Genomic DNA, 17,495 nt, shown 5'->3' on the forward strand with positions numbered 1-17,495 from the left:
AGGTGAAAAATCTGACATGGCAAAATCCTGAGCAACTTTTTGTTGCTCAGGTACTTAAAAAGTTATATTTGTAATAGTGTTGCGGAATTAAGGTTTTTCAAGTTTAGATTCAAATTCAATACTTAGCATTCGTTTATATGCGTACACATCTGTACCCCATCGGGCAATGTCACGCTGTGGCCTTTTGAAACTAAAAGACAAAGGTCAGTGTTCCACCCTTTTCAAGCGCAGCATGGCGGAGGCAGAAATCCTTCAACTCCACCCCGTTTAACAAGACCTTCTTGGCATCCTTGTTCCGCTTCTTCCTGTTCTTCGCGGTAATTACCAAATCCCGTCCTTCGGGCAAATGCAAAACCACCTTATCGAACAAAGGAGCAACCAGCTCGTACTCGTCACTGCCAATCACCAAGGGGAACAACCCCATCGCACTGAAAGCATACCACGCACTCATCGTACCGTCATCTTCATCCATCTCTGGCATGTAACCCTCAGGATGGTTACGGAAAGCACGCCCGACGTAAGGAGTAGTAAACTCAGCATTACCGCCATAGAGATGCACCATCTTATCGTCTGTCAGCAGGCGGTACACAATATCGCGGGTCAAATCCGGCCTACCCAGTTTATTGAATATATAAGGGACATGTATGTCCGGTTCGTTCCCCTGGTTATACAACGAATGGTTGAAGAAATAGGAAAGTTGCTCTACCAATTTCTCCTCGCCCACCCATTCCTTCATCTTATCCAAATAGAATGGGGCAGCCCATCGATATTGCCAGGCAGTTCCCTGATACATTCCGTTTCCTCCCATCTTGGCATAATCCGGCGTGATGTTCATGAATTCTTTTTTCCAGGTCTGTTCGAACAGTTGTTCGGCCAAGGCTTTATACTTCTGTTCATCTTCCGTCTGTCCCACAATAGCGGCTATTTGCGACAAAGTCCACAAGTCAGTTACTGCTTCCATCTGCTGGTCGGGCGATTTGGGTTTCAGAGCATCCACCTCTTCTTTCATTGCCTGATAGGCTATACTGAAATCAATACCTTTCACACCGCGATGATAACAGTCCAATAAGACGGTTGCCGTATGTTCAGTTCGCACCGAGGGGGTCGGCTCGAAAGAGGTACTCCAGGCTTCCTTGCCGTTGCGATATAGTAGCAACAGAGAATGGGCAATATCCGGCATCCTGTCCGGCACCAGCAGATTCAACAGCGTGAACTTGGCCCTGAACGTATCCCAGATAGACCATGAACTATAAAAGGTCTTATTGTCAGCCAAATGCAGATTACCGTCCGTCGCACGATAGAATTCTCCCGAACGAGCTACTTCATGAGGACTCAGACTGGCACGATACAATGAAGTATAGAAAAGGATACGTTCCTCATCAGTCCCTCCTTCCACCTCTATCCGTGACAAGACTTCATTCCATTTATCGGATGCCGTTCTACGGAATTGGTCAAAATCGTTCCTCAATGATTCTTTTACCTCCCACGAGGCTTCCATTGGAGAAACAGAAGAGAGGGCAATACGTACCTCTACCCCTTCCACATTATCAAACGAAAGCTTTCCTTTACCCTTCTCTAACGGTGTATAAATAAAAGGTATATCAGTGTATAGACTGAATGCCAATTGGTAAGCACCGACTCCACAAGTATTTCCACCCTGTATGACACCCTGTATTTCATTATCCGACACTTTTTTATACTGTGCCGACGCTCCTGAAAAGGAAGAAAAGAAATCAACGTAAAGTGCCTGCTCCTTTTTCTTCCGGTCAAAATGGTATTTCTCCACGGCCATACGTTCCGTAGCTGTCAGACAGACTGTTGTTCCATCATCAAATGCTACCGAATAATAACCGGGAGAAGCTGTTTCCGTTTCCGGGATCCGCTTCCACTCCTGTTCATAGGCAACCGGCCGAATACTGAGATTGCCTCCACAACCACCACATCCCACTCCTGACAGGCGGTTGACGGAAATGCCGGATGTCCTTGTCTCGGCATAATCATACCCAGCATGCTGTCTGGGTGAACTATCCGGTCCGACCGCCACCATACCGAAAGGTACCGTAGCAGCTGGCGATACCTGTCCGTGATCGCCAGATGTTCCCATAAATAAATTTACCAAGTCAGTATACAACTGTTGTCCGTATACTGACTTGTCTCCAGCAATTAGCCAAAGACATACCAATCCTAATAACTTAATTCGAAAAGCCATTACGAATACTATTTTAATACTTATTTTATTCCCAACAGTTTTTTCATCAAATGGAAAGAGGCCGTATTGTCTTTAAAGCCGGCAAACTGTTCAGCACCAGGTCCGTAAGAGAAAAACGGGACAGGGGAAGCCGAATGTCCACCCGTTGTATATTTCACTGTAACCTCTTTCTTGTCATAGTCACCACCATGGATAGCAATACCACCAGTTTCATGGTCCGCCGTGATAACCACCAATGTGTTTCCGTCTTTTTCTGCAAAATCGAGCGCTTTGCCTACCGCCCGGTCAAAGTCAATGGTCTCGCCTACCATGTATTCCTGGTCGTTATTATGTCCACCCCAATCTATTTGGGAACCTTCCACCATCAGGACAAAGCCTTTCTTATTTTCCGACAATTGCTCTATCGCCAATTCCGTAGCATTTGCCAGAAAGCCATTTTCTCGCTTATCAACTGGTTCCATCCCGTCTTCGGAAAGCAACACGCCCAGATTACCGGAAATATCCTTAGCTTCAGCCAAGGAATAAACTACCTCGTAACCCTTTTCCTCCATTTCTTCCGATATGTTCCGGCCATCTTTCCGCCGCTCAAAATATTTTCTCCCGCCACCAATGAAAAGATTGATGTCGCTATTCAAATAATCTGCCGCAATTTCTTCCTGCATATAACGTGAAGGTTGATGGGCCACGAAAGAGGCCGGAGTAGCATCAGTCAACGAACTGGTAGCAATAACTCCCGTCGATAAGCCTTTCAAAGTAGCCAACCGGATAATCGAGTTCAACGGGACACTGTCCGGAGTCATACCGACCATTCCGTTGTTCGTTTTCGTGCCTGTGGCAATAGCCGTTCCACCGGCAGCCGAATCGGTTGTGTAACTATTGGCGGAGTTCGTTCGACGCAAGCCAACAAAAGGACAACGGTCTGTCATGTTCAGGTGTCCGCCATTCTGCGTATAAGCAGCTTGAACCTGATTGATTCCCATCCCGTCACCAATCATAATAATGATATTTTTCGGGCTTTTGGCTAAGGCCATGCTTGCAAAAGCAAGCCACAATACTGCACAATTAAATAATTTTTTCATCTATTCTTAATTCATTAATTCCATTATATCACTAAATAAGACACAAATCATATACAATTCATCATTGTGTTACAAACTATAAATGAATGTTCGGAATGTGGTTCGTTCCACAACATACCACCACACATATTCATTTTTCTCGCTCACAAACAACGCATCATTATACACTATGGGATAACTGACGCAATCCCAACACCAAAACATCCTTCCCACCCATTCCGAAGTTCGACCAATATTCCGGCAAATAAAACTCGGGCTGCGGAGCTGCCTTCCCATGACGGCAGATGTTATAGCAGTTACAGACTTTTTCAATAATCTTATCATCCAACAGACGGCTACACATTTTACTTTTTAGGAGGCTTATTCGGTAAAAGTAAACCATTCCAGATTCATTATGTCTTCTTCTTTTGCAAGAGGATCACCTCTGAAAACCATTACGAGGGCATGTTTGCCTTTTACCGATTTGACTGATGCTTCATGTAATACATAGGCAGTCTCACCTTGCATCGGTTCCAACTCACAGACACCTATCAATTCTCCTTCCGGACTATCCAAACGCAGCTCAATCTTGGCAGCACGGTTATTATCCCATGTTTTGCAGATGAAACGTTTCACTTCCGCTTAATCGAAATCGTAGTATTTCCAATAAGCATAATCACCATCTCTTATTTCCGCCAAATATTCTACGGGAATGTCATATTTCGGATAACGGGCGACTACAGTAACATGTCCTCCCATCAGACAGGCTCTTGCTGCATCCATCCGCAACAATGGAGACATCGGTCCGCCAATACCTTGCGTTGTCATTTCTACTTCTTGAATAGTGCCGTCCGGATTGAAGGTAATAGGTTCCAAACATGCCTTGCGCATCATTGCTCCTCCGTGCGTAGGCCGATGGTAGGCAATATACCATTGACCGTCCACTTCAAAGATACAACCATGATTATTGACTATCCTCCGATTGCTGCCCCAATTGTCGATGATAACTCCTCGATAGGTGTACGGTCCGAAAGGAGAAGTTGCTGTTGCATAGTTTAATGTTGCACAATTAGATTCTCCGTGCCGTTGGTGCCCCCCATATATATAATAATAAATTCCGTTTCGTTTCCGAACAGAACTTGCTTCATTAAAAGCATGCTCCTCATACGTCAGCAAACTGTCGTGCACGGCTCCCTCAATCGTCAGCATATCCTTGCTCAATTTAGCTCCTTTCGCATACCCTTGCCCCCAGAACAGATACCCCTGTCCGTCATCGTCAATGAAAACCGACGGGTCGATTCCGCTGATACCTTCGATTTTCATACCCTCTTTAAAGGGGCCATACGGAGAGGAAGACACAGCCACACCTTCGTCCTCACCACCTCCCTCCAAACAATAATACAGGTAATATTTCCCGTTATGATAAATACAATCCGGAGCATACAGCGTTCGGTCAGTATAATTCGTTTGTTTCCCTTTACCGGTAGTCGCAAACGACATCTGCTCCACATTCCAATGAATCAGGTCGGAAGTAGACAATACATTATAAGAATGGGAACACCAAACATGTTCGGGTTCATCACGTGAACCGTACACATAAATCCTACCGTCAGGCATTGGTCGGACTTCTGGATCCGCAATATATAACCCGGGAGGAGAAATCGGATTCAACATCCTGTCCGCCGTTATTCCTGTTTCGTTTTTTTTCTGATTAGAAGTACAAGCTACTAGCGCTACCAGTAAAAAAGAGCACCCGATTCCTAAAAATATCTTTTTTTTCACCGTAACACGTATTTATTTGTTTCTACTGTTTTTCTTGATTCTATACATCAATATCGTCCTCAGACTTCCTTCGTTTATAGATTTCATATCAATCATTTAGGCCAGACTTTCCATTCCTGCGCACCGCTTTTCTCCACCTCTATCGGTCCCGGGTAAGGATGCACAGCATTCCGCTTATTTCCCAAATAGTCCTTGTCGATGGCAATGGGACTATCATCCGGATTCACAAATGCTTGTTGAGGGATAATCGCCTTATCCAATGTTTCGGTAGTCACTAACCGGCTTTTCGGATTCGTGATACCTTCCTGGGGGACATTCATCTTCAGATACCAACCGTCAGCACGCTGCTCCAAACGGATAGCAGAGTCAAAACCGGAAGCCTCCACAAAATCTTTTTCCCGCTTGTCGGGATGTGCCCCTGCCGTAAACAGGTTGCCTTTGTAACGGATAGGTAGCAGGCATTCGTCCCAGTTACCCAAAGAGGCCTTTTGGGCGAAATGGTTGTTCACCCATTGCAAGTCACCTCCCATATTCCGCACATTGCCGACCGAGACCGTCCCATGCGGTTCGTAAAAAAAAGAATACCTACCCCCGGCGCAACGGTCTAATCCGGCAAACACCTTACCCGTCACCAGATTGTGTACCCCGGCAATCCCTTGCGACAGATTCAGCGAATAGCCGGACAATAGGATATTGTTTGCCAAAAGTATCGGGCCGTGACAAACCTCTATGAAAATATCCTCCTGCACGTTGTTGTCGTGAAACAGATTGCCCGTCACCTGCATACCTTGCGAACCCCAGTCGAGCCACAAACCACGGATGGTGTTATAGATATGATTGTCTCTGATGATGGCATCCACGGCAAAGTGCAACTTGATACCCGCCATCTCGTCGCCTTCGAAAGTCTCGTCCAAACATATATCATGAATTTCATTACCCTCTATCACACTGAAAGCAGCGCCGCTGCAACCGACAATTCCCGCTTGTCCGCAATCATAAATATGATTGTTGCGAATGACATGGAATCCGGCATCCTCTTTATTCCAAGAAGCATGGGCGAAATAATCCAACAACTGCTGTTCCGTCTGCCCTCCATCCGCTTCCGGATAGACTCTCGGAGGCATGAAACGGTAATGATGCGAATGGCCGAATGTCGGTCTGCCCAACGAAATACCGGCACAACGGGAGTTACGGATGGTATTGGCTTCAATCACCCATCCTTTTGCCCAGCGCGGTCCAATCAGACCTGGCTGTTCGGCTGAGGGAGGTGCCCAGTTAGTAGCGGCATTCTCCAGAATAAATCCGCGGACAGTGATATAGTCTATCCCTGTCTTCTCCGGATAAAAGACTTGCGGACGAACTGTAATCTCCACACCTGCCTTATTGGGATTCACACTATCAGGGAACTGTGCCCAGATAGAAGTCTTCCCCTTTTCAGGCAACTCCGGCGCACGAACGACCAAACAGAGGTTGTGTTTGCCCTCCAGCACTCGTTTCATCGGAAGGCAGAACTCTTCGAACTTCTCCCAGTCACCCGTATTCGTCACCTGCGAGGTTCCCAACAATTCCCCATCAGGCGTATCCAAACGCATTTCGACTGTTCCCCCCTTGCCTAATGTAGCCGCCTGAAAAATCAGTGTATCCGAACCTGTACCAAAATCCACCTGGTCGAAATACATCTCTGACCCATCTTTCAAATAACCGAAAGGCCATCGGTTGACAATCGTAATGCAAATAGCCGCATCGCCCCCTTTTACCGAAGCATGCATGGAAGTCTGCCGTTTGCCACCCACCGGCTCTACCCATTCGAAATTCATCAATACAGGGCCACCGTTGCCGTCGGCTTCGGCATACCAATGCGGTTGTTTGCCATCAAGTGGCTGCAACACATCTTCTAACGAAAACGTCTCACGGATACGTTTCCCCTCAAGAAGCACCATTCCTGTGTGGTTCGGACGTCCTTTGCCACGATACCAACTGCCATATATCTGTTCGTCAAACGGATTGCTCTCGCCAAAGAACGAATCAGGCAAAGTCAACTTCCACGCATTGTCTTGTACTTTTTCCCAACCCTTAACCCGTTCCGAACCGCTAATAACCACCCGTTCGCCCGGTGCAGCTTGATAAATGATACGTTTCTCGTCCGATTCACCGCCACGAGGCGGTACCACCCGTTCCCGATAAATTCCTTCATGCACGGTAATCACATCGCCCGGCATCGCCTTGTCAGCAGCCGCCTGAATAGTTCGCAGCGGTGCAGACAAACTGCCCACATTTGTATCCTTTCCTTTTACGGACACATGGTATTCCCGTGCAGACAAATGGCTGCACAAAAGGAATACCGCAATCAAACACACAAACTTCTTCATCTCCTTACATTATATTATATTATATTATATTATTGCACCAATCTATATTATTGCACCAATCACTCTAAGTAAATCCCGACTATTTTTTACTCTATTTGTATAAAGTCACTTCAGCCAGTTCGGCACGCCCCTCGGAAGCATCTTCGATTGTTATCCTGAAATACTTCAGTCTCTTATTCATCTGTACAGACTTAAAATCTCAACCCGTACATTCACGCTTATACAGAAGTTTCCACGAAGATCCGTCTTCCGAAACCTCTAACCGATGCTTATACGAAGAACTGTCTTTCGGAAAACGGATACGGCTGGCGATAATCTCTGTAGACTCTTTCAAAGTCAATATGACTGATTTTTATTATACGTATCCATTGCCTAGATTCCTTTTTCTTCATCTCTGCGGCATCCTGATAGGGTTTCGAACGGATGGAAATCACCAACCAGTTCCCATCTCCGAATCGAGACAGGATTCAGCCTTCTGTCTCACCGGCTGCATCCTTTTCTTCTTTCTTTTATTTCACTTCAATTTCTATCGAAGCAGATTCCAGACCAGCTCCACTTACTTTTACCTGCATCTTCCCTGCAATTCCTTCCTTCCCTCGAACAATAGCCAATGCCAAACCGTTGAACGACTCCCGTTCAGCACTTTGGAACGGAGTGAATGATGTAGGATCACCATTATCCGTAGCAACCAATTCATTCAAATGTTTATTACTGATTGACTGAAGGAACAGAGCAAAATTTCTATACAAGAACATCATGATGCTCCTATCTTACCTATTTCCTCTATTACACCTGGCTATTTAAAAAGTGTAATTTCCGCCAGTCCTGCTCTTCCCTCCGACACATCGTCTATAGTCAGCCGAAAGTATCTGAGTTTCTTTCCCAGACGTACCGGTTTAAAATCCCAACCCGTACATTCACGCTTATACAGAAGTTCCCACGAAGCCCCGTCTTCCGAGACCTCTACCCGATGCTTATATGAAGAACTGTCTTTCTGGAAACGGATGCGGCTGGCGATGATATCCGTCGGCTCTGTTAGTGTCAGTGTGATGACCTGCGGAAAAGTATCCTCGCCGGCAATCCACCAACTGAAATCATCACTGTCGGTCAGGTTCGATTCCGGATAACCGTCTTGGGTGGAGGAAACCTTAACCGATTCAATTTCCGCTACCGGCCTTTCCAATATCTGTTTGTCCCAACGGGTCGGCTTGACAACTACACCATCTTCCTCATTGCCGGTAAAAGGACGATGGTAACCGTCCGGCAGGTATTCTCCTTCAAAACGACGGGTAGTAATCTCCGTTTTACCGCTCTGCAGTCCCTCCGATGTAGCCGTCAGGGTAATCCGTCCAGCCTTCTTGGTAGTGCGGACAAAAGCAAATCCAACGCCCCCTTCTACGCGCTGCGGGTTGATGCCGATCCGGCGGATACCGTCACCTATCAATGTACCCTCACCAGTAACAGTAATACGAATCTCCGCATCTGAAGTGTTTACTCTTGTACCGTTTTCATCGCAGATGATGAAATAGACCGGAATCATATCGCTACCGTCTGCAACCGGAATGACAGGATGATCGGAAACAACCACTTCCACATGATGAGGTGCACCCGGAGTACGGACCGTATGAGTGGTAACTACTTTCCCGTCCACCACGCCTTCTGCTTTCAGTTCTCCGCTTTCATAGCCACCGGCATTGAAGAGATAGAGCGGACTTCCGCCCTTTTCGATGATGGCTCCATAAGTATCCTTCTGCGCTTCCCGTGTCTGCTGTCCAATCAGTTTCCCATTCCGGTAAAGACGGACTTCATCGCAATTAGAAAAGACCGGTATATCGGTTGTCGATGAGATGTATTTCTCCGAGGAGTTGAAAGAAGCGATATGTACCATCGGCCCCTCATAAAGTCCCGGTTGAGAGACTTCTTTCGGACGCATGCTCTGCATCATGTAGTAGCTGAACTTCGGATAACGGTTCACATCGACCACACCACAGAACATCGTATACTCTTCCGCCCCCCGGTTATAGTCGTTGTAACTCCACAAGAAATGACCGCCCATACGCGGATTGGCATCCAGCATGCACCAGTCGAAATAGCCTTTCCCTATCAGCTGCTGGAAACGTCCGCGGCATTGCTTCATCTGCTCCTCTTCATTCTCATCCAGGCGTACACGCGGTTTTTCACCTACTCCGTCACCCCATTCACGCGTAAGGAGCGGCTTGACAGCAATCTGGTCGTCCAGGTAATTACTCATCACATTCCCGTCCTTCGGGAAACGGCCCACCTGTTTATAGAAAACGTCATAGTAAGGTTCCGTCTCTTCATGGCTGAAATAGTCGGCAGATGTATACATCTGATTGCCGGGATACTCTTCATGGGCAATCCGATAAATGGCTTTGACCACCTCCAACGGATAATGCGTCTCATTCAGCGCAGTCTCCCAAAGGACTATGGACGGATGGTTACGGTCGCGACGAATCATCTGTCTGGCCACCTGGCAAAGCCGTTCGGTAAATACCGGATCCTCGTTGAAATATTGCCATCCGGGAATACATTCAACCACCAGCAGTCCATACCTGTCGCAAGCTGCAAGAAAAGCCGGGTCCTGGGGATAATGGGCGGCACGCACGGCATTATAACCACCCCGTTTCATGTCGATCACATCACGTTCCTGCATGGAATTGGAAGCCGCATCCCCTACATACGGGAACGACTGATGGCGGTTGGCCCCGACCAGGTAAAGATGTTCACCGTTGATAAAGAAACCTTTGTCGCGGTCGTATCGGATGGTACGGATACCTATTGTTTCCGTACGGGAGTCGACCGTCTTACCGTCCACCTTCACCTGACACTCCAGTTCATAAAGGTGCGGATGATAGGGATGCCAAAGAAGTGGCTTACTGACAGTCAGGGTCTGCTCCAGACAACAGTCGTCTCCACCTTCCAGTGAGAACGGATTCTCCTGTTCTGCCACCACCTTTCCTTCCTCATCCCTCAGCACGGACTGCAACACCCCATTGCGGCATTCCCCATGACCGTTCTTCAGGCTGGTACGGACTGCCACCAAAGCTTCTTCCTTCTCCACTTTCGGGTAAGTGATGAAAAGTCCACCGCCCGCCACTTCATCCGCCTCCAGTTCGTCGGAGATATGTAGCTTGTCGGTGACAACCATCTTCACATCCCTGTAGATTCCACTGTAATAATAAAAATCCAGACGATCCTGGGGCTTTCCCGGAGGAGTCAGCGAATCGTATGCGGCAGACACACGCAGAGCCAGGAGGTTGTCATCGTTCCAGTTGACATAATCAGAGATATCCGATGTGAAACCAACATACCCTCCCTTGTGTTCTGTCACCTTATGACCATTGACAAACAGTTCACAAGCATTCATCACTCCCTCGAACGACACGGCGATACGTTTACCCGCATAATTCTCCGGAAGTTTGAAATACCGACGATACCAGCCGATACCGTCGTAGATAACATCCCCACCGCAATGTTTCTTTTCCAGTTGCATGATATGAGGAATGGTTGCAGGTATCCATCGGGAATCATCCAGACCGACATCTTCACCGTGTGCAACATCCCCACGATAGAAAGCCCAGTCCGTATTCATATCCAATGTGATACGGGCATTTTCTTTTCTTGCACAGGCAGTACCTATCAACACCAGAAGCAATACCCATATACTGTTCATCTTGGTAAATCCATTCATATACAATAACTCCATTTTATTTATACGGTGATTGATCTTTATTAAACTTCTCCATTTGTCCGGATTCCTATTCCTTCATTTCTGCAGCATCCCGATAAGGGGCTATTTCCATGGACTTTATCACGGCTCCGTTGACCGTCTGGCGCAAGCCCAGAACCAGGACATTCTTCTTGTCCTTACCGAAATTCAACCAGCATTCGGGCAGATAGAATTCCCGCTGCGGACCGGCTTCCCAATGGCGGCCGATGTTGTGGCCATTCAACCACATGAACCCGTTGCCGGAAGCGTTAATCCTCATCAGCCAGGGAATCCAGACAGAGGGGTTCTGAGAAGGTAAGGTAAACTCGATACGATACCAGGTCAGCAGCCCGTCCTGTTCTGCCACCGGCTGTATCCCGTTTCCCTTCCGGGGAATCTCCGAACGGATGTCAAGCGGAACCACCGACCAGTCCCCATCGTCGAATCGGGGCAGAATCCAGCCTTCTGTCACACCAGCCGCATCAGCAGCATATTCCCATTCAAGCGGATGCGACAAAGCTGTCTCCGAAACGGAAAGCCCGGCTTCACGGATTCCGGAAAGTTCCTCCATCGGTACATATCCGTGGGCATGGCCCAAATTTTCATAGACAACCAAAATCTCATTCTCCCCTTCCTGTAAGGTGCCGGAAACATCGAACCGGTTGTCATACTCATCCGGACGTATACGATCAAAACAGTTCCGTGTGGTCCATGTCTGTGCATCAGCTTTGTCAGGGAAAAGACGGACGACATTCTTCCCGTTCACCTGTACAGATACAATATCTCGTGTAAACATATTGAACAGCAGATACTTCTCATTTTCCACCTGTTGTCTGCTCAAGTTCACTTTGGCCCGGAACAGGCTATACCGGAAATCATTAATGCCTAAATCAGGCAAAGAGACCAAACGAGATAAAGGAATCCATTGTGCTTTCTCTGTCGAATCTTCCCTCCTTTTCACCGAGGCGATGCGCACCGGGGCAGGTAAACGAGAAGGACGTTCTATGGCAGATTGTTTTTTAGGCCACCACACACCTTTCTCCGGATTCTTTTTTACAGGTATTACCAACACCTTCGTATCCAAAGGACCCAACTCATAGGTTACCTGTATCGGTGACACAGCCAAAGAATCCCCCTTTTGGGATTCGTCTACTTGCATCAATACTTTATTCCCATTCTGATCGATATTATACATCGCCTGCCGAGGCGACTGTATCTTTCCCGGCAATAAAGTTGCCTTCCCTTTACAGAGTTTACCCGTATCCGTGTTATGCAGAAAGACAAACAAAGTACCATCTTTCGCCATCCTAACTCCTCCGAATACAGATTCTGGAACTCCTTCTATCTTACAAGGTCCTCCCGTAGATCTTACCAACTGCGATTCATACTTATGAAGGAATTCTCCCAATCCTTTTGCTGCCAAATATTTATCACCCACAGCACCACTTTCATGGATAGCGGCATTGTAATCATACGAAGTAGTCATCCCGCGGGCTCCCCAACCGGAAAAATGGGTACCTCCGGCAAACATGTAATAGTTTATCCCCGTACATCCGCCCAACATGCTCATCAGACCAATGGCCTTGAAATGACGGGCATCCGAATAATGCTCTTCACTCAGCGTACCAGTCACCAGAGAAAACCACCCCCCCTGCAGTTCTGTCACAAAGCCGGGAGCGTCAGGCTGACTACTCTTCAGAGAGACCATCCGGTGGGCACAACTCGGTGCATCCGACTGGCCGACATAATAATTGTCACAATCGAACACCTGAGAAAGTTCCTTATCGCTGCTTCCACGACATTCTCCAGTCAGACAAGTAAAGACTGGAATATCGAACCCGTTCCGACGCACGGAACGGTAGAGTTCCTTCAAAAAATAAGACTTGTTCTCACACCCATGGGCATTGTATTCATTCTCTATTTGGATAAGGATGATACCTTTCCCGCCTTTCGGCTTTCTGGTAAGCTGTTCATCGGCCAATGCCTTGCAGACAGCATCGAACCAATGGACACACCAACGTACGTGGGTAGGATCCGCACTGCGCAACCAAAGCCCCTGATAGCCCTGAGGACGGAATTTAGCCAACCAACGGGGATATGCTCCTCCCGAGAATTCCGCACAGATGAATGGTCCCGGACGAACTATCGTATAAAAGCCAAATTCATCCTGTGCCATCTTCAACCATCTCTTTATATCAGAAAAGTCAAACTTTGTCGTATCTGATAATCCCGCAGGCATTTCCCGTTCATGCCAGTTCCATGGAACATAAGTCTCTACCGTATTAAAGCCGGCCTCCTTTATCTTCTGGAAACGGTCACGCCACAATTCTTCGGGACAACGGAAATAGTGAAAAGCGGCACTATAGATGAATACATCCTTACCGTCAATGGTCATACAAGAACCGTCATAACGAATACGGTCTGGATTTGAAAACTCTTTTGCCGGTATCGTCTCTACCGCAAACAAACGGAAAACGGACGTTACAGCTATCATAAACAAAATTATCTTCTTCATCGATTTCATATAATAAAATGTCATAATCAAATATCACTCAGTATATGATTCCAATAGTAATTCAGGATATTTCTCCGATATTTTTAATACCAATTCGGCAAACAGTGTATTGGCCCACGCAAACCAACCTCTGGAAAAATCTGCAGGATTATCTTTATGAAAACTTTCATGAATAAATCCGGTATTCCCATCCGTATTGACCAATACACGCAGACATTCCGCTATCTCTTCCTTGTCTTCAGAAGTCAAAGCTTTCGAAATTATACTCATCGGCCAGATTTTATCTTTGCCACAATGTGGCCCACCGATTCCTTCAGCCACTGTTCCCTTAAAAAAATATGGATTATGCTTACTCCACACAAATTTGCGTGTATTCTGATAAACCGGATCATCTGCATTTACATATCCAAAATACGGAACAGAAAGCAGACTTGGATTATTCGCATCGTCCATCAGATTACATCCACCATATCCATCCACCTCATAAGCATAGATTTTACCAAAAACCGGATGATTCACTATTCCATATTTCTGTATAGCTTCATCAACTTCTTTTTTCAAACGTTCTGTCTGATTAAGTAAATTCTTTCCGTTACCGGTGGTTCTGATAATTTCAGAAAGCTGACGCATAGAGGCAACAATAAACATATTCGATGGAACCAAAAAGCCAAAAATTGTAGCATCATCCGATGGCCGGAAACAGGAAACGACCATGCCCACCGGATTAACCGGATTCCCGGTTCGGTTCACTAATGTACCGATAGCGTTTCCTGTATGACGCTCGAAAGAATAAGGACCCTCACTTTCTTTACGTTGCTGCTCCTGAAAGGTTTTCAGCACTAATGCCATGGCTTTTTCCCATTTAGCATTGAATACCGAATCGTCCCCTGTTGCCTTCCAATACTGATAAATCAAACGGATAGGATAACACAGAGAATCTATCTCCCATTTTCTCTCATGAACATCTTTACACATTCTCGTGCCATCAGATTGCCAACCATTACCTGTGGGACCATCATTGAAAGCATTTGCATAAGGGTCTAATAATATGCAGTCTAGTTGTCTGCTTATCAAGCCTTTTATCATTTCCTTCAAATCGTTATCCTTAGCTGCTAACGATAAATAATTCTGTACCTGTGCCGATGAGTCTCTCAACCACATAGCATTTATATCTCCGGTTATTACAAATGTATCAGGATGCCCATCCCTTATCCTAAATTTTACAGTCGTATCCAGTGTATTTGGAAAACAATTGATAAACAACCATCTCAATTTAGGATCAATAATTTTTTTAGCCACCTTATTAATTTCTTTTTCGACTAGCTTTGATGTAAAAAGTCTTTGTTCAAATGGTGGACGCCGTGAAACATATGTTGCATCGTTTTCAAAAATTATCTTATCAGACTTTACACATGCTGACAAAGCTACACATACAGTAAAAGGTGAAAAAAATAAATTAGCAAGTAATATTTTATATAAAACATGCATATCACCAGAAATTTAACAACAATAAGACTTCAATTATAAGTCTATGCATACTTCTACAAAGAGTACATAAAAAATACTCTTTATAGAAGTAAATGCACATGAGACTTACTCTAACCTTAAAACAACAATGATAAATGAAGAACTTAAAAATATAAACACACCCTTTTTACTAAGAGGCTCCTAAAAGAATTCCCATTTACAAATCTTATATTTCTTATCAGAATAATTCTTTACAATATATTTCCAATTAGTCTTTGAACCATTCGTTTTTAAAAGTAAAATATTAAATTTATTTTTCTTATAATCAAATGATTGACCATCATCTTCAATTAAACGGAATGTTGCTTCATTGGAAATACCATATCCTCTACATGTAATTTCAAAAACAGTATTTTTATTAATATATAACTCTGGTTTAGCTACCGGTATTACACTATTTTCTTTTACATATATAGGTAATTTAGAATATTCAGTTTCAATCTCATAATAGTCACCACCTACATATTTCTTTCCTGTATGAAAATCAAACCAATTACCTTTAGGAAAATATACTTTACGTTTATCGCCTTTATTATACAAAGGTGCAACCATCATATTTTCACCTATCATATATTGGTCATCTATACTCCAAACATTTTTATCTTCTACATAATCCATTACTAAAGGACGAAAAGGAGGAGTTCCTTTTTCATAATAGTCAAAAAATGCTGTATACAAATAGGGTATCAGACTCATACGTTGATTCAATAGCTTTCGTACAATATCCTCCATATTCTCTACATTGGGTAATTTTTCACCTTTATTATTTTTTTCTTTATCAGGCTGCCACCAAGAAGGCATGTCCAAATACCACATATTCAAAACAGCTTGTGGCGATAATAATACAAGCTGTAATCTATGAAATAATTCTTCAATAGAAGAAGATTCACGTAATTCTGGAGACCATAACAAACCACCAAAAGCAGCATTGTTTATCATTTGAATATATTGCTTGAAATCATACGTATCACTATATAACGTAGCGGGCACTGAGGACATAAATAATCCTGACGAACGGTAATCTTGAAATGTTCTAATATTATTCCTTTCAAAAAGTTCATTCATCATTTTTACATATAACGAACCGAATATTTGGTGCATCTGTTCACCATCCATTCCAGAAGGAAATTCAGACATATCAGGAAATCCCCAATTTCCTTCTCCTGAAGAAATATCTGAATTATCACATTCATCCATTTTAAATGAAGCAATGCCATCATCTACCAATATTTGATGATAATCTGTATATATTTTACGAGCATCTGCCAAAGAAAAATCAGGTACAAGACCACTCCAGACCAAGAAATTTCCAGAAAACGGTTTTAACGGCTTATAAATTGGAGAATTAGGGTGTACATAAGCATGTTCCCATAAATTTAATTTAAAACCCTTTAAACTCATATTCGAAATAAATTGTTTATAACTTGGGAAACGCTTTGTATCCCATACATAAGAACATGAATATGAATTAGTTTGCCATCTAGGCTCTAGTCCCAAAACATCACATGGTAGTTTTTTATCTCTAAAATATCCTGCTATATCTTCTACCTGATGCTGATTAAAGTCATATTTCGTCCGATATTTTATTCCTAATCCCCACAAAGGAGGTAAGCATCCACCGCCAGACAACAGATTATATCGCTCTACAACCTTACGCAAATCAGGTCCTGTTATAATGAAAATCTCAACACCTTTTGTATTAGGTACATCAATATACACATATTTTGTACTACTTTTTACAGTATACAAATCTTCAGCAGAGGTAATATTTTTATCATGATTGCTCTCCTTAATGGTTACTCCATTTTCTTTTAATTCATTTTCAGTACCACACAAAAAAGTTGTATACTTTAAGGTATTAACTAAAATACCATACCCCAACGTAGAAACATAAAAAGGCTGCGGCGCATGTGTATATCCCAAATTCTTTAATGGATGATCATTTACAATAGGTTTCTTCTTTAATCCACGCTGAGTAAAACTTCCCATTTGTAACCCAAATCCATATAACTGTTCACTCTCTTTCAAAGGAACATAAACTGAACATCCACGTTTATTTTGTTTAATAACAACCTCAGACAAATCAAAAGGTAATGTCTTTACAGCACTTTGCTGCATATTTTCAGACTTAGGCTTACAACCCAATAACTTAAAAGGTGTATACGGATCTACATCTCCTAAAGTCAAACTAATAACTCCGGGAGCAATCTCTTTAATACTCACTTCACTATGTACAACAGAAGATGCACTTATGAACAAAGTACTAAATTCCCATAATATTAATAACAATATTGAATTCCTCATT

11 protein-coding genes are annotated in these 17,495 nt (G+C 44.3%); all 11 read right to left on the reverse strand.

All coding sequences use genetic code 11. The features are described from left to right. Positions 1-190 precede the first annotated feature (190 nt). Positions 191-2,209, reverse strand: a complete 2,019-nt coding sequence (locus tag OCV81_RS12445) for a glycoside hydrolase domain-containing protein (protein WP_148330260.1) — start codon at positions 2,207-2,209, stop codon at positions 191-193. A 20-nt stretch (positions 2,210-2,229) separates the two neighbouring features. Then, complete coding sequence (locus OCV81_RS12450; RefSeq protein WP_148330261.1) at positions 2,230-3,288, reverse strand: alkaline phosphatase; 1,059 nt, start codon at positions 3,286-3,288, stop codon at positions 2,230-2,232. Between the two features lie 160 nt (positions 3,289-3,448). After that, positions 3,449-3,631: a hypothetical protein gene (locus tag OCV81_RS12455; protein ID WP_022340849.1), complete on the reverse strand. Its 183-nt coding sequence runs from the start codon at positions 3,629-3,631 to the stop codon at positions 3,449-3,451. A gap of 17 nt (positions 3,632-3,648) precedes the next feature. Then, positions 3,649-3,903, reverse strand: a complete 255-nt coding sequence (locus OCV81_RS12460) for a carbohydrate-binding protein (RefSeq protein WP_262640346.1) — start codon at positions 3,901-3,903, stop codon at positions 3,649-3,651. A gap of 6 nt (positions 3,904-3,909) precedes the next feature. Beyond that, positions 3,910-4,941 carry a family 43 glycosylhydrolase gene (locus OCV81_RS12465; protein WP_262640347.1) on the reverse strand — a complete coding sequence of 344 codons (1,032 nt, stop codon included), beginning with the start codon at positions 4,939-4,941 and terminating at the stop codon, positions 3,910-3,912. Positions 4,942-5,141: 200 nt separating this feature from the next. Then, positions 5,142-7,418, reverse strand: a complete 2,277-nt coding sequence (locus tag OCV81_RS12470; protein WP_148330262.1) for a carbohydrate-binding protein — start codon at positions 7,416-7,418, stop codon at positions 5,142-5,144. 509 nt (positions 7,419-7,927) lie between these two features. After that, positions 7,928-8,119, reverse strand: a complete 192-nt coding sequence (locus OCV81_RS12475) for a hypothetical protein (protein ID WP_148330263.1) — start codon at positions 8,117-8,119, stop codon at positions 7,928-7,930. A gap of 95 nt (positions 8,120-8,214) precedes the next feature. Beyond that, positions 8,215-11,130, reverse strand: coding sequence for a glycoside hydrolase family 2 TIM barrel-domain containing protein (locus OCV81_RS12480; protein WP_148330264.1), 2,916 nt, complete (start codon positions 11,128-11,130; stop codon positions 8,215-8,217). A 67-nt stretch (positions 11,131-11,197) separates the two neighbouring features. Then, positions 11,198-13,663, reverse strand: coding sequence for a beta-galactosidase (locus OCV81_RS12485; protein ID WP_262640348.1), 2,466 nt, complete (start codon positions 13,661-13,663; stop codon positions 11,198-11,200). Positions 13,664-13,696: 33 nt separating this feature from the next. Next, entirely contained in the window at positions 13,697-15,151 is a 1,455-nt protein-coding gene (locus OCV81_RS12490; RefSeq protein WP_148330266.1) for a glycoside hydrolase family 125 protein, read from the reverse strand. A 180-nt stretch (positions 15,152-15,331) separates the two neighbouring features. Continuing rightward, positions 15,332-17,494, reverse strand: a complete 2,163-nt coding sequence (locus OCV81_RS12495) for a glycoside hydrolase family 31 protein (protein ID WP_148330267.1) — start codon at positions 17,492-17,494, stop codon at positions 15,332-15,334. Position 17,495 lies beyond the last annotated feature (1 nt).

Source organism: Phocaeicola fibrisolvens (assembly GCF_025567125.1).
GTDB lineage: Bacteria > Bacteroidota > Bacteroidia > Bacteroidales > Bacteroidaceae > Phocaeicola > Phocaeicola fibrisolvens.